Source organism: Enterococcus sp. DIV0876, from assembly GCF_050529585.1.
Taxonomy (GTDB): Bacteria; Bacillota; Bacilli; order Lactobacillales; family Enterococcaceae; genus Enterococcus_D.
In genome coordinates, this window is record NZ_CP172882.1 from 1,404,882 (window position 1) to 1,418,858 (window position 13,977).

Consider the following 13,977-nt stretch of genomic DNA (forward strand, 5'->3'; position numbering starts at 1 on the left):
CTTTTTTGTGGATTGTGGAAAAATGTACTGATTTTTTTTAGGAAAAGGTTGTTAAACTAGCCTTTATCAAATTCTATACTTTATGGAATATTAATGGTTGTTTCATATTTTGTATTTGTTTCACGGAGTCGCTTTTTTGCATTCAGCAATTTCCGAATAATAACAGGTATTTAATTATTAAAAAAAGTAAAAAACGAATGTTCAGAATTATAGGTAGATAAAGTTCGTTTTTTCCCTGTAATATCTTTTTTCAATGGATGCAAATCAACAATAGAATATGCTATAATAATGAAACGAAGAAATGGGGGGACTGGGATGGAGCAAATCGATTCCGCAAAAGCGCTTGATCTGCTGAAAGATGATGCAGAAAGAATCAAAAAATTGATTCAAAATCAAGAAAATAGTTTATGTATTGCGCAATGCAAAGCCTTTGAAGAAGTCGTCGATACCCAGATGTACGGGTTATCTCGACAAGTTGCCTTCGCGATTCGTTTAGGAATCGTCGATAATCAAACAGGTCAACAATTAATGGCAGATTTAGAAAAAGATCTGAACAAATTGTATAGCGATGTATATGAAGACCAACGAACAAATGAGATAGGCAAGGAGGCATAATCTTGCCGGAAAAAGTAAAAAAAAGACATTTATTAGATTATAGTATTTTACTACCTTATATTTTTATGTGTATCACAGGATTAATGATGGTCTATAGTTCCACATCTTATGTGGCTATGACCGCAAAAAATCCCACAACTTCTGTATCTTATGTGATCAATCAAGCCATATTTTGGGTCTTAAGTTTGATCCTGATCATCATTATGTACAAAATGAAGACGGATGTTTTTCGCAACAAGAAATTTGTCCAAATTGCCATGATCGTCATTTTAGTGTTGCTGATCGCTGCGTTCTTTTTTGAGCGCCGTAATGGTGCATTAGGATGGCTGTCGATTGCAGGGTTCTCGATTCAGCCTGCTGAATATCTGAAATTCATTGTTATTTGGTTTTTGGCAGTCACGCTATCTTATCGTCAAAAAGGCATACAACAAGACTTTTTGAAAACAGTTTGGCGCCCAGTCGGTATTGTCCTAATTTATAGTGGGATTGTAGGATCTTATCCCGACTTAGGTAATGCTGTGATCGTTATATTGTTGGCTTTTACAGTCTTGCTTTCAAGTGGATTGAATTATCTTTATACATTGATTCTAGGCGGCGCTGGTGTTGTCGCCAGTGGGTTGATTATTGCCATAGTACGACTGACCGGTGGAAAGTTTTTGCCAACGTATGTCTATAGCCGCTTTTCTTCTTACTTGAATCCATTTGCGGATGAATACAATACTGGCCATCAGATGGTCAATGGCTACTACGCGATGTTCAATGGTGGACTTTTTGGAAGAGGGTTGGGCAATAGTATCCAAAAACGTGGTTTCTTAAATGAAGCGCATACCGATTATATTTTCTCGATCGTTATGGAAGAGTTAGGGTTGATTCCCTCTATCATTATTTTAGGGATTTTATTTTATATGGTTGGCCGGATCTTTTTGATTGGCATTCGCTCTCGAGATCCGTTCAATTCGATGATGTGTATGGGGATCGGCATGTTGTTTATGTCTCAGATTTTCATCAATTTAGGGGGCATCACTGGAATCATTCCACTGACTGGGATCACATTTCCGTTCCTAAGCCAAGGGGGATCCAGTTTGTTGATGCTGTCCATATGTATTGGTTTTGTTTTGAACATCAGCGCCGATGAAAAGAGGAAAGAATATAGTTTAAATGATTGATCAATTGAATGGAGTGGTTAGATGAAAAAAATTCTTGTTGCCAATCGCGGAGAAATCGCGATACGGGTTTTTCGCGCTTGTGCGGAACTAGGCATCAAAACGGTAGGGATCTATGCAGCTGAAGATGAATATTCAGTACATCGCTTCAAAGCAGACGAAGCCTATTTAGTCGGTAAAGGCAAACGACCAATCGACGCCTATCTAGATATTGAAGATATTATTCGTACCGCAAAAAAAGCTGGCGCACAAGGAATCCATCCAGGTTATGGCTTTTTATCGGAAAACCTTGGCTTTGCGCAGCGCTGTGAAGAAGAAGGATTGATTTTCATCGGTCCATCTACCCACCATTTAGATATTTTTGGCGACAAGATCAAAGCCAAAGCTGCTGCGATTGAAGCAGGCATTCAATCGATTCCTGGATCCGATGGTCCTGTTGAAACGATCGAAGAAGTCTTGGACTTTGCCCAAACACATGAATACCCAATTATGATCAAAGCAGCATTAGGCGGTGGGGGTCGTGGTATGCGGGTGGCACATGATGAAAAAGAAGCCCGTGATGGCTATGAACGTGCCAAAAGTGAAGCCAAAGCAGCGTTTGGCAGTGACGAAGTTTATGTTGAAAAATATATCAGCAATCCAAAACATATCGAAGTACAGATTTTAGGGGATACACATGGGAATGTAGTTCATTTATTTGAACGTGATTGCTCTGTGCAACGACGTCATCAAAAAGTAGTGGAAGTGGCTCCTTGTGTGTCGATGGATCCTGCGCAAAGAGAAAAAATCTGCCAAGCTGCGGTTCAATTGATGAAGCATGTCGGTTATATCAACGCAGGTACTGTTGAATTTTTGGTGGAAGGGGACAAATTTTACTTTATCGAAGTCAATCCCAGAGTCCAAGTGGAACATACCATCACTGAAATGATCACGAATCTTGATATTGTGACATCGCAGATCCTGATTGCGCAAGGCAAGGATCTTCACAAAGAAATAGGGATCCCTCAGCAACAAGATATTCGTTTTGAAGGGGTAGCCATCCAATGCCGGGTCACGACTGAAGATCCAGCAAATCAATTTATGCCAGATACAGGGAAAATCGATACCTATCGGTCACCAGGCGGTTTTGGCGTACGTTTGGATGTCGGGAATGCCTATGCCGGTGCAGTGGTGACACCATATTTTGATTCTCTATTAGTTAAAGTATGTACCCATGCAGCAACCTTTGATCAAGCAATCCAAAAAATGATGCGCTGCTTGAAAGAATTCAGAATCCGTGGCGTCAAAACCAATATTCTCTTTATGCGCAATGTGATCTCTCATCCAGCATTTCGTTCGGGAGAAGCCAAAACGACCTTTATCGACAATACACCAGAATTATTTGAGTTTCCGCGTATTCGTGATCGTGGCAACAAAACCATGAAATATATTGGTGAAATCACGATCAATGGTTTCCCTGGTATTGAAAAACAAACGAAGCCCTATTACAATGAGCCACGTTTGCCGCAACATATTGAAACCCTGGATCATTTTACCAGCGCCAAACACATTTTAGACCAGCATGGTGCCGCAGCTGTTACGTCTTGGATCGGCGAACAAAAGAATGTGTTGCTAACAGATACCACATTCCGTGACGCCCATCAAAGCTTGTTGGCAACCCGTGTTCGGACGCATGACTTCAAGAAAATTGCAGCTATGACAGAAGAAGCCATTCCGCAATTGTTCTCTAGTGAAATGTGGGGGGGCGCGACATTTGATGTTGCCTATCGTTTCTTGACAGAAGACCCTTGGGAAAGATTGAGAATGTTCCGCAAACGGATGCCAAATACGCTATTGCAAATGCTCTTTAGAGGATCGAATGCTGTTGGGTATTCAAACTATCCTGATAACGTCTTAGTGGAATTCATCAAAGAAGCTGCTGATCAAGGCATCGATGTTTTCCGGATTTTTGATAGTTTGAATTGGATCCCGCAAATGGAGAAAAGTATTCAAGCGGTACGAGATACTGGGAAGATCGCGGAAGCAACGATTTGTTATACTGGTGATATCAATGACCCAACACGTCAAAAATATTCGGTCCAATATTACAAAGACATGGCCAAAGAACTGCAAAATCTTGGTGCCCATATCATCGCGATCAAAGATATGGCCGGCTTATTAAAACCGCAAGCGGCTTATCGTCTGATCAGTGAACTAAAAGATAGTATCGATGTTCCGATTCATTTGCATACCCACGATACTAGCGGTAATGGCATTATTACTTATTCAGCGGCAACAAAAGCCGGCGTCGATATTGTTGATGTCGCTATGTCTGCAGTCAGTGGAGCGACCAGTCAGCCAAGTATGAGCAGCTTGTATTATGCATTATTGCATGGCGATCGTTGTCCAGATATCAATGTGGACAACATTCAACAACTGAACCATTATTGGGAAGATGTGCGGATGTATTATCATGCGTTTGAAAATGGCTTGAACGCACCGCAAACTGAAGTGTATAAACATGAGATGCCTGGTGGTCAATACTCTAATCTGCAACAGCAAGCCAAAGCTGTGGGATTAGGCGAAAAATGGGATGAAATCAAAGAGGTCTACCATGAAGTCAACATGATGTTTGGTGATATCGTCAAAGTGACGCCTTCATCAAAAGTGGTGGGAGATATGGCCTTATTCATGGTCCAAAACGGTTTGAGCGAGCAAGACATTTATGAGCAAGGTGATAACTTAAGTTTCCCAGAGTCAGTTGTAACGTTCTTCCAAGGGGAATTGGGTCAACCTGTCGGAGGATTTCCTGAAAAACTGCAAAAAATCATCTTAAAAGGACGACCAGCCTTCACAGAACGTCCAGGTGCTTTTGCAGAGCCAGTCAATTTTGATGTGGTCAAACAAGAGCTAGCCGAAAAAATCGGGTATCAGCCAAAGCAAGAAGAAGTGTTGAGCTACTTGATGTATCCCCAAGTGTTCTTGGATTATCGCACATCCTATGAACAATTTGCAGATGTCAAAGTGTTGGATACACCTACATTCTTCAATGGCATGCGGTTGGGTGAAACCATCAATGTTGAATTAGAAAAAGGAAAGATTTTGATCATCCGCCTAGACGAAATAGGCGAAGCAGATATCGAAGGCAATCGGAACTTGTTCTTCAACTTGAACGGTCAACGCCGTGAAATCGTGGTGAAAGACAACTCAATCATCAGTTCAGTCCAAACCAAACGTAAAGCTGAACCAACAAATAAAGAACAAATTGGCGCGTCGATGAGTGGTTCAGTGTTAGAAATTTTGGTGCAAAAAGGCGAACGCGTGGCTAAAGGCCAAACGCTGATGGTCACAGAAGCGATGAAGATGGAAACTTCTGTCGAAGCACGTTTTGCTGGCGTGGTAGAACACGTATATGTAACTGCTGGAGAACCGATCCAATCAGGGGATCTATTGATAGAAATCAAAGAAAAGTAGGGAGCTGAATCAAAAATGAAGCACAGAGGAATCTTGTTTGGGTGTATGTTTATCCTTGCTTTAGCGGTAGTCTATTTACAACCAGTATTTTTCCAACACGCTTCAGATTCTAGTTTTTTTTCTGAAAATCCTGTCAAGGCGCCTACGACGATGAATTATGAAACAATCAAAGCAGATGGACTTGCCAATGCAATTGGTGAACCCGTTTCAGACTTTGAAGAAGATTATGGCTTGCCGGTGCGAACATATCGTACCGGCTATGATTTTGAAGTGAGGGTCTACAATCAGCTAGATGATCAGCAGTATATTGAAATCAATACAGATGGTGAAAGTGTTCAAGCAATCAAAGTAATTGGTGCAGGGGGTTCATCGTTGACGCCTTTTTCAATGGGAATGACATTGACTGAACTGACGGACTTGACGATGATCTATCCCAATTTCAGCCTCAAGCAGAATGATCGAACGATCAGTTTTGAGCTCATGGAAGAAGATATGAATTATCGCCCTCTCGTAGCCTTTGATAATGGCACATTTGCTGTCTTGTTTTTTGACCATGTATCATCAAAGCTACAAGCAATCAGCTATCTAGACCAAACAACATTATTAAAATTGGCCCCATATCCTTTAACGGAAGGTGAAAGACCATTGTTTCAGACTTCCCAGACAATCTCACCGGAGCAAGCTGGATTGGATAAAGAGACCTTATCGTTTGTGATCATTGAAAAAATGCGCAATGTACAGATGCTAGAGACCTATTCATCTAATTTGGACACCCAAAAAGAGGCCGCCGCACTTTTAACTGAATTCACTGAAAATATTTCAGACCATATCACATCACAACGGATCCACTCGTATCAAAAGGCTTTATCTAGTGAAAAAACCAGTAATTTCAATTTGACGACTGATGAATGGCAAGAACTATTGGCCGATCAAGAGATCACGGCAACGGCCACAATTTTTGAAGCACCCGTGTATGATCCAACGTTCAGTATTCTATCTTGGTTCAGCGATCCTGCTATGGCAGATAGATTATCTCATGAAGGACCAGAAAAGATAGGAATTGCTTTTTCTGAAGAAAATATGGTAGTCTTAGTGCAAGAGCAAGAAGAAGAAACCGAGGCTAGTACAACGAATGATATACAATAAAGATTTTTTTGATATTGCTGACCAAATCGATTGCCTAACGCAGACGATCAAAACAAGTGCTACATACGAAGAATATACAGCAATCAAACAAAAAATGTATCAAGATGAAGAAGTACAACAGTTGATTCAATCTTTTGTTGAAAAAAAGCAGGCATTTGAACAAATCGAATCATATGGTGAATTTACACCGGGATTCAAAGAGTGTAAAGGCGCTATGCGTCAAGCAAAGCGAAGGTTAGATATGAATGTCCTTGTGAGTGAATACCGGTTAGCTGAGAACAATCTGCAACGGCTGCTGGATGAAATCACCTTATCGATCTCAACCTGTTTTTCAGCTTCCATCAAAGTCGATGCTGGTAGTCCTTTTTTTCATTCAAAATCGAGTTGTGGAGGAAATTGTCATGCATGAAGAAAAAGAACCTTTTCAAATACAAAAACGGCGTGGTTTGATTGTGTGGGTTTATAGTTTGCGCCAATTAAAAAACTTGCGTCGTTTTGGGTTTGTTCATTATGTCTCACGCAAGATGAAATACGTGGTGATGTATTTAAATGAAGAAGAATACGAAGCCAAAAAAGCCAAAATCGAACAATTTCATTTTGTACGTCAAGTAGAACCATCTTATCGACCAGATGTTGCAATGGACTTTGCGGATAAAATCGGTACAGACGAAGCTTATCCTAGCAAAGATGATGGTTTTGATGTTGAAGAAAAAAATACAATGATTCGCTTAGCAGAGCATGTGTAAAAATGGTAGCGTGTCACAACGCTGCTGTTTTTTTGCCTACAAGCAGCTGCAGACACCACAAAGCAATCATGGGTAGGTAAATAACCGGTACTTGGTGACCGAAGTGAACATAGTCATCGGACTTGTAATTTTGAGAATCAATGCTATATTTATTTTAGCTTAGTTATGTTTTAGTTGGAGGAGAAGACGATGCGTATAGTTGCAGGAGAATTTGGTGGACGAAGATTGAAAAGTCTCCAAGGAGATAATACCCGTCCCACGACTGATAAGGTCAAAGGAGCCATCTTCAATATGCTGGGCCAATATTTGCATGGTGGGAAGGTCCTTGATCTATTTAGCGGCAGTGGCGGATTAGCGATCGAAGCGGTATCAAGAGGGGCCGATCATGCGGTTTGTGTTGATCGCAGTTTCCCAGCGGTCAAAATCATTCATGAGAATATTGCGGTCACTAAACAGCCTGAGAAGTTCACAGTTTTGAAAATGGACGCCAAGCAGGCAATCGCAAAATTTGCTGATGAGGCACAGCAATTTGACTATCTTTTTTTGGACCCTCCATATGCCAAACAACAAATCGTAGACCAGTTAACAGAGATGTTGTCTTTCAATTTATTATCCAGCGGAGCCAAAGTGATTTGTGAAACAGACAAGTCCATTCTGCTGCCAGAAAGAATCGGTTCTCTAGAACGAATCAAACAACAGACCTATGGCATCTCACAAGTCACAATTTATAGAAATGAGGGATAGTGTGAAAAAAATTGCCTTATTTCCGGGTAGCTTTGACCCGCTGACAGCAGGCCATGTTGATTTGATCGAACGTGGTGCCAAGCTATTCGATGAACTTATTGTCGGTGTTTTCGTAAACACCAATAAAAAAAGCTTCTTTACAAGCGAAGAAAAAGTACAGCTGATTCAGGATGCTTTGGCACATATACCAAATGTTCGAGTGATTGCACAGGCATCTGAATTGACTGTGGTTGCAGCCAAAAAACTTGGGGCGCAATTCCTCTTACGTGGCATTCGCAGTGTCAAAGACTATGAATATGAAAGAGATATTATGGAAATGAATCACCATCTGGAACCCGCTCTAGAAACAGTCTTTTTATTAGCAGATGCCAAACACAGTTTTATCAGTTCTAGTTTGCTGAAAGAAATTTTGACTTTTGGCGGGGATGTGGCAGAATATTTGCCGCAAAATATTTATGAAGCTATAGTAAAGAAGCGTGAAACCAATGAATTTTAAATCTACGGTCAAGTATATTTCGTTGTTTATCCTTGCATTATTGATTGCTGCAGCGGCCTTTTTGCCAATACCTTACTATATTGAACAACCCGGTGCGACGATTGATTTGAAAGAACTGATCACTGTCAATCAGAAGGAAGACACGTCAGACGGTTCTTTTTCGTTGACTAGTGTCGGCATTCGACAGGCAACTATCTTCACTGCACTTGGTACAAAATTCAGTCAATTTAAAGACCTTGTTAGTGAAGAAGAACTCCTTGGTGGCGCAACGGACGAAGAGTACAATCGCATCCAACGTTATTATATGGAATCTTCACAAAACAGCGCCATTGAACAAGCACTGAAATTGGCTGATTTGCCCTATGAAATGGAATATAAAGGTGTTTATGTGATGGGGGTCGATCCAGACTCTAGTTTTGCAGACAAGATTTCCGTAGGGGATACGGTGACTGCAGTAAATGGACGATCATTTACGAACAGTCAAGATTTCATTGATTATGTACAAAGTCAATCGGTGGGGGATGAAGTAACTGTTACTTACACCCAAGACGGAAAAGAAAAAGAAGCAACAGGTGATTTGATCGAGTTGTCTACCAATCAAAAAGCTGGTATCGGGATCTCGCTTGTCGATCACACGGAGATTTCCTCAGATCAAGATATCGTTATTGACGCCGGCAATATTGGTGGACCTTCTGCAGGGTTGATGTTTACATTGGAAATTTATCAACAATTGACGGGAGATATTCGCAAAGGTCATCAAATTGCTGGGACAGGAACGATCGCCAGTGATGGTACAGTGGGTCGAATTGGTGGTATTGACAAGAAGGTGGCTAGTGCCAGTGAAAGCGGCGCCGAGATTTTCTTTGCCCCTGACGATGAGATCACAGATGACGAACGTGCTGCTGACCCTGAAATCAAAACCAATTACGAAGAAGCTGTAGCAGCTGCTGAAAAATTGGATACAGATATGACCATCGTGCCAGTTTCTAATGTGCAAGATGCCTTAGATTATTTGGCTGGATTATCAAACTAATACAACAAAAAAACGACCGATTTGGTCGTTTTTTTGTGATATCAAGAATTCAAGTAGGCGCATAGAATCTGTTGTGCTATACTTTTATTTAAGGAGCGTGAAAACTGTGGAAATCAAAAGACAACAACCAATCGTCGAAGCCTACCACTTCGATATGAAACCAAAAGACAAAGAAATGGAAACAAAATTGAATGTCGGATTTGCCCCTTTGAAGGTCAAAGACGAAGCTTATATGGAAAAGAACAGTATAATTGGTGCGCGTTTAGAATTTCAGTTAGTCTTTCCAGAATATGTCTTGTCTGGCAGGGTAGGACAAGTCAACCATATCTTAAATCGTAAAGTGGCATCAGGAGAAGATTTATCAAAAGCTGAAACTGATCGCTTAGTGGAGCCATTATTTGATATCATCAAACGATTGACTTATGAAGTAACAGAAATCATCACGGACAAACCCGGTTTACAACTGAACTTTAATACTGGCGGTAATCAGGATCCGGCCGCAAAAGAGGAATAACTGGAGGGGATTAAGATGTTTTCAAATAAAATGCAAGTCATGATCTATGTAGCAGATGTACCAGCTGCTGTCGCCTTTTGGCAATCCTTTGGCTTTGTGATCATTGATCAGCAATCTGTCGATGGTACGTCAGTCGTAGAAATTGCACCAAGTGAGCATGCAGATACGCGTTTTGTGATCTATGACCGGACCTTTATCGAATCTCATTCCCCAGAAGTTGTATTAAATTCACCATCGATCATGTTCTTTTCAGATGATATTACTTCCCTGTATAAGAAAATGATCGATTTGAATGTTGAAATGGGAGATTTGATTCAAATGGAGGAACAGCTGGTTTTCAATTTTGCTGATCCTGATGGCAATTATTTTGCGGTTTCTGGAAAATGATTAACTGCTTCATTAGGTAAAAAACTTTTAAAAGATTTTGGGTTAATGAACTGTCTGTGGTTTCATCATCATACAAGAACCATTTTAAGAGGAGGGAAACTTCATGAAAGACTTGATGTACGTCATTAGTGATATTCATGGCATGGCTGATCTTTTTAAAAAACTTTTGCAAGATTTTGACCCTGATCGGCATCAATTATTATTGATTGGCGACCTAAATGATCGGGGCCCAAAAACCAAAGAGTGCTTTTTGTTGGGGAAACAGCTTGTCGAAGAACAGCAAGCCATTTATCTGCGAGGAAATCATGAAGAATACTTCCTGCAATTTTTGCAAGCGCCAGAAGATTGGTTTGCTGCATATGTGCGCAATGGTGGGAAAGAAACGTTAGAAAGTCTTTTGCATAAAGGCGCGACCGAAGAATATTCTCCTACTGAGATTGCTATGATGATCCGTAGCCGCTATACTGATTTGATCGAATTTTTAATTGCTCGTCCTTTGTATTACGAGTGGGGAAAGTATCTCTTTGTTCATGCTGGAGTAGATTTGTCGAAAAAAGATTGGCAAGAAACATCGGATCATGACTTTATCTGGATCCGTGAACCCTTTCATCAAGGAAAAAATCAAACTGGCAAAACGATCGTTTTCGGACATACCATCACACCAATGCTTCACGGGGATATGCAAACCACTGATTTATGGATCAGTGACAACAAAATCGGTATCGATGGTGGCGCGGTCTTTGGCGGATCAGTTCATGGCGTCATTTTTGACCACAATGGCATTGTACAAGATATCGAATACCAAAACTTAGATGGTCCTTGGCAACCAGACTTTTAAAAAACTCATTCAAAATCACAAGGCTTGGAAAGCGACCAACATAAACAGACTGCGTGCCTCTCATTGACAGCTGAAAGTCATCAGCTGTTTTTTTGTGGTATCATAAAGTACATGAATCAAGAAAGGTGAACAAAACATGGCTGAAATGAATCAAGATGTTTTACAATTAGTGACGGCAGAAATGACGGCATTTACCAAAAAACAAATCACGACAGTACTCCAGTTATTGCAAGATGGCAATACGGTACCGTTTATTGCTCGTTATCGGAAAGAAATGACGAACGGGCTGGATGAAGTCCAAATCAGAGATATCGAAGAACGGTATACGTACTTAGAAAACTTATCCAAGCGAAAAGCTGAAGTTTTGCGCTTGATTGAAGAACAAGAAAAATTGACCCCTGAATTGCAGCGAGCGATCGAATCAGCAGCTAAAATGCAGACAGTGGAAGATCTTTATCGACCATATAAACAAAAAAGACGCACAAAAGCTACGATTGCCAAAGAAAATGGTTTAGGTGATTTTGCTGAATGGCTATTGACTTTTCCAGTCAATGCATCGATTGATGATCAAGCTGCTGGATACATCAATGAAGCAGTCCCAGAAATCAACGATGTATTACAAGGCGCCCATGAAATTATCGCAGAAATGATTGGTGACACTGCTGAGTTTCGTACGTGGATCAGAAGTTATTTCCAAAATAAAGGGTTGTATATAAGTAAGGTCAAAGATGCTGAAAAAGACGAAAAGGGTGTCTTCGAAATGTACTATGATTTTCAGCATCCAATCAATAAGATGGTTTCCCATCGGATTTTAGCCACCAATCGCGGTGAACAAGAAGGGGTCCTCAAAGTATCGCTGCACGCTGATGACACCAAAATCATGGATTATCTGGCTCGAAAAGTGATCAAAAATACAACTTCTCCAGCGGCTGATTTTGTCAAAGAAGCCATTGCAGATGCCTATAAACGCTTTATCGCTCCAGCCATTGAGCGGGAGATCCGCAATGAATTAAAAGAACAAGCAGATGAGCAAGCAATCACTATTTTTGGCGACAACTTGCGCAATCTATTATTGCAATCTCCGTTAAAAGGGAAGGTTGTCCTAGGCTTCGATCCGGCTTATCGAACTGGTTGTAAATTAGCTGTAATTGATGAGACCGGTAAAGTATTGGCTATTGAAGTGATCTATCCCCATAAACCAGCACCTATGAACAAACGGGAAGCTGCTGGCCCCGCTTTTCGCCGTTTATTGGAAACATATCATGTAGATATGGTGGCTATTGGGAACGGGACCGCTAGTCGCGAGTCCGAGCAATTTGTTGCAGAGCAAATCAAATTAGTCGGTCAAGAAGTTTTCTATGTGATCGTCAATGAAGCGGGAGCGTCTGTTTATTCTGCCAGTCCATTGGCCCGTCAAGAATTCCCTGATCTGCAAGTGGAAGAACGCAGCGCCATCAGTATTGGTCGTCGTTTGCAAGACCCATTGGCTGAGCTGGTCAAAATTGATCCGCAATCTGTCGGCGTTGGTCAATATCAGCATGATGTTTCACAAAAGAGATTGACGGAACAACTAGATTTTGTCGTAGAAACAGCGGTCAACCAAGTTGGCGTGGATGTCAACACCGCAAGTGGTCAATTGTTGCAGCACGTTGCAGGATTGAACAAGACGACGGCACAGAATATCGTGAACTACCGAGAGGAAAACGGGGCATTTGTCCAGCGCAATCAATTGAAAAAAGTGCCCCGCTTAGGACCGAAAGCCTATGAACAAGCCATCGGTTTTATGCGGATTCCTGGCGGAAAAGTGATTCTTGACCAAACCGGCATCCATCCAGAGAGTTATGATACGGCTAAAGAGATTCTACGTATCGCAGGCATTTCATTGAATGCACTGGCATCAGGTGATCAGGAGGCCAATAAAGCTGCACTGGCTAAACTTGATCCTGCTTCTTTGGCTGCTGAGCTCAATGTCGGTAAGGAAACCATTATTGATATTTTGAAAGCGTTGATGCAACCAGGTCGAGACATGCGGGATGAGATGCCAGCGCCATTATTAAGAAAAGATGTCTTGAGTATGGATGATTTGTTACCCGGTATGGAATTGCAAGGAACCGTTCGAAATGTGATTGATTTTGGCGCCTTTGTTGATATTGGCGTCAAACAAGATGGCTTGGTCCACTTATCTAAGATGAGTCGCTCCTTTGTCAAACATCCCAAAGATGTGGTTGCTGTTGGGGATGTTGTGACGGTCTGGATCGAACAAGTAGATACCAAAAAAGGCCGTATCAGCCTAACAATGGTTGATCCTGTTACAAAAAAATGACCGAACAAGAACTGCAAAAGTATGTAGAAGACCTATCGATCCAATTTTTTGGACGGCCATTTTTGCATAAAGCGATATTTAATCCCAGACTAAAAACCACTGGCGGCCGATATCATTTAACAGACCATCATCTTGATTTTAATCCTTATATGCTGGCACAACACGGTGAAGATGTATTTATGGGCATCGTCAAACATGAGCTGTGTCATTACCATTTGCATCTAACCGGACAAGGCCACAGACATCGTGATCCAGCGTTTAAAGCATTGTTGGCGAAAACTGGTGGGCTGAGGTATGCGCCCGCTTCTGCAAGTGCGGCTAATTATCGCTACCAGTGTCAATCGTGTCAAACACTTTTTGAACGACGAAAACGCATCGATACCAACAGATATGTCTGTGGAAAGTGCAAGGGACCTTTGATAAAAATAGGAAATAATGAGAAAAGTCAAGCACCAAAATAAATTTAATTGCTATTTTTTTTATTTTGTATGATAATGTAGGACGTGTGACAACCTGATA

Annotated in this window: 14 protein-coding genes; all 14 read left to right on the forward strand. The window is 41.2% G+C overall.

The annotated features are described in order from the left end of the window. The first annotated feature begins 315 nt into the window (after positions 1-315). The 14 genes from IGI41_RS06525 to IGI41_RS06590 all read left to right on the forward strand — a co-directional run bounded on the left by IGI41_RS06525 (position 316) and on the right by IGI41_RS06590 (position 13,919). A complete protein-coding gene (locus tag IGI41_RS06525; RefSeq protein ID WP_430612756.1) occupies positions 316-615 on the forward strand; it encodes a YlaN family protein in 300 nt (99 codons plus the stop codon). Positions 616-617: 2 nt separating this feature from the next. Next, positions 618-1,781 (forward strand): FtsW/RodA/SpoVE family cell cycle protein, encoded by a 1,164-nt coding sequence (locus IGI41_RS06530; protein WP_430612397.1) that lies wholly within the window; start codon positions 618-620, stop codon positions 1,779-1,781. 21 nt (positions 1,782-1,802) lie between these two features. Beyond that, the gene (locus tag IGI41_RS06535) at positions 1,803-5,231 is read left to right on the forward strand and encodes a pyruvate carboxylase (protein ID WP_430612399.1); all 3,429 of its coding nucleotides are present in this window, start codon (positions 1,803-1,805) and stop codon (positions 5,229-5,231) included. Positions 5,232-5,246: 15 nt separating this feature from the next. Beyond that, positions 5,247-6,377 carry a CAP-associated domain-containing protein gene (locus IGI41_RS06540; RefSeq protein WP_430612401.1) on the forward strand — a complete coding sequence of 377 codons (1,131 nt, stop codon included), beginning with the start codon at positions 5,247-5,249 and terminating at the stop codon, positions 6,375-6,377. Next, positions 6,364-6,786 (forward strand): YlbF family regulator, encoded by a 423-nt coding sequence (locus tag IGI41_RS06545; RefSeq protein ID WP_430612403.1) that lies wholly within the window; start codon positions 6,364-6,366, stop codon positions 6,784-6,786. Before IGI41_RS06540 ends, IGI41_RS06545 begins: the two co-directional genes overlap by 14 nt. Then, positions 6,779-7,123, forward strand: coding sequence for a YlbG family protein (locus tag IGI41_RS06550; protein ID WP_430612405.1), 345 nt, complete (start codon positions 6,779-6,781; stop codon positions 7,121-7,123). The genes IGI41_RS06545 and IGI41_RS06550 overlap by 8 nt, the downstream gene beginning before the upstream one ends. Positions 7,124-7,312: 189 nt before the next feature. Then, on the forward strand, positions 7,313-7,867 hold the full coding sequence (gene rsmD, locus IGI41_RS06555) for a 16S rRNA (guanine(966)-N(2))-methyltransferase RsmD (protein WP_430612407.1): 555 nt from the start codon (positions 7,313-7,315) through the stop codon (positions 7,865-7,867). 1 nt (position 7,868) lies between these two features. Further along, positions 7,869-8,363 (forward strand): pantetheine-phosphate adenylyltransferase, encoded by a 495-nt coding sequence (gene coaD / locus IGI41_RS06560; RefSeq protein WP_430612409.1) that lies wholly within the window; start codon positions 7,869-7,871, stop codon positions 8,361-8,363. Next, on the forward strand, positions 8,353-9,396 hold the full coding sequence (locus IGI41_RS06565) for a SepM family pheromone-processing serine protease (RefSeq protein ID WP_430612411.1): 1,044 nt from the start codon (positions 8,353-8,355) through the stop codon (positions 9,394-9,396). Before coaD ends, IGI41_RS06565 begins: the two co-directional genes overlap by 11 nt. Positions 9,397-9,502: 106 nt before the next feature. Then, positions 9,503-9,910: a DUF1149 family protein gene (locus IGI41_RS06570; protein WP_430612413.1), complete on the forward strand. Its 408-nt coding sequence runs from the start codon at positions 9,503-9,505 to the stop codon at positions 9,908-9,910. 15 nt (positions 9,911-9,925) lie between these two features. Further along, the gene (locus tag IGI41_RS06575; protein WP_430612415.1) at positions 9,926-10,297 is read left to right on the forward strand and encodes a VOC family protein; all 372 of its coding nucleotides are present in this window, start codon (positions 9,926-9,928) and stop codon (positions 10,295-10,297) included. A 103-nt stretch (positions 10,298-10,400) separates the two neighbouring features. Further along, complete coding sequence (locus IGI41_RS06580) at positions 10,401-11,135, forward strand: metallophosphoesterase family protein (RefSeq protein ID WP_430612417.1); 735 nt, start codon at positions 10,401-10,403, stop codon at positions 11,133-11,135. 136 nt (positions 11,136-11,271) lie between these two features. Next, positions 11,272-13,458: a Tex family protein gene (locus IGI41_RS06585; protein ID WP_430612419.1), complete on the forward strand. Its 2,187-nt coding sequence runs from the start codon at positions 11,272-11,274 to the stop codon at positions 13,456-13,458. Beyond that, on the forward strand, positions 13,455-13,919 hold the full coding sequence (locus tag IGI41_RS06590) for a SprT family protein (RefSeq protein ID WP_430612421.1): 465 nt from the start codon (positions 13,455-13,457) through the stop codon (positions 13,917-13,919). Before IGI41_RS06585 ends, IGI41_RS06590 begins: the two co-directional genes overlap by 4 nt. Positions 13,920-13,977: the final 58 nt, after the last annotated feature.

Bases quoted from the DNA above. Each gene is read 5' to 3' on its own strand.
- IGI41_RS06535 (WP_430612399.1), top strand. From the start codon at position 1,803: ATGAAAAAAATTCTTGTTGCCAATCGCGGAGAAATCGCGATACGGGTT.
- IGI41_RS06575 (WP_430612415.1), top strand. From the start codon at position 9,926: ATGTTTTCAAATAAAATGCAAGTCATGATCTATGTAGCAGATGTACCA.
- IGI41_RS06540 (WP_430612401.1), top strand. From the start codon at position 5,247: ATGAAGCACAGAGGAATCTTGTTTGGGTGTATGTTTATCCTTGCTTTA.
- IGI41_RS06580 (WP_430612417.1), top strand. From the start codon at position 10,401: ATGAAAGACTTGATGTACGTCATTAGTGATATTCATGGCATGGCTGAT.
- IGI41_RS06550 (WP_430612405.1), top strand. From the start codon at position 6,779: ATGCATGAAGAAAAAGAACCTTTTCAAATACAAAAACGGCGTGGTTTG.
- IGI41_RS06525 (WP_430612756.1), top strand. From the start codon at position 316: ATGGAGCAAATCGATTCCGCAAAAGCGCTTGATCTGCTGAAAGATGAT.
- rsmD (WP_430612407.1), top strand. From the start codon at position 7,313: ATGCGTATAGTTGCAGGAGAATTTGGTGGACGAAGATTGAAAAGTCTC.
- IGI41_RS06590 (WP_430612421.1), top strand. From the start codon at position 13,455: ATGACCGAACAAGAACTGCAAAAGTATGTAGAAGACCTATCGATCCAA.
- IGI41_RS06585 (WP_430612419.1), top strand. From the start codon at position 11,272: ATGGCTGAAATGAATCAAGATGTTTTACAATTAGTGACGGCAGAAATG.
- IGI41_RS06545 (WP_430612403.1), top strand. From the start codon at position 6,364: ATGATATACAATAAAGATTTTTTTGATATTGCTGACCAAATCGATTGC.
- IGI41_RS06565 (WP_430612411.1), top strand. From the start codon at position 8,353: ATGAATTTTAAATCTACGGTCAAGTATATTTCGTTGTTTATCCTTGCA.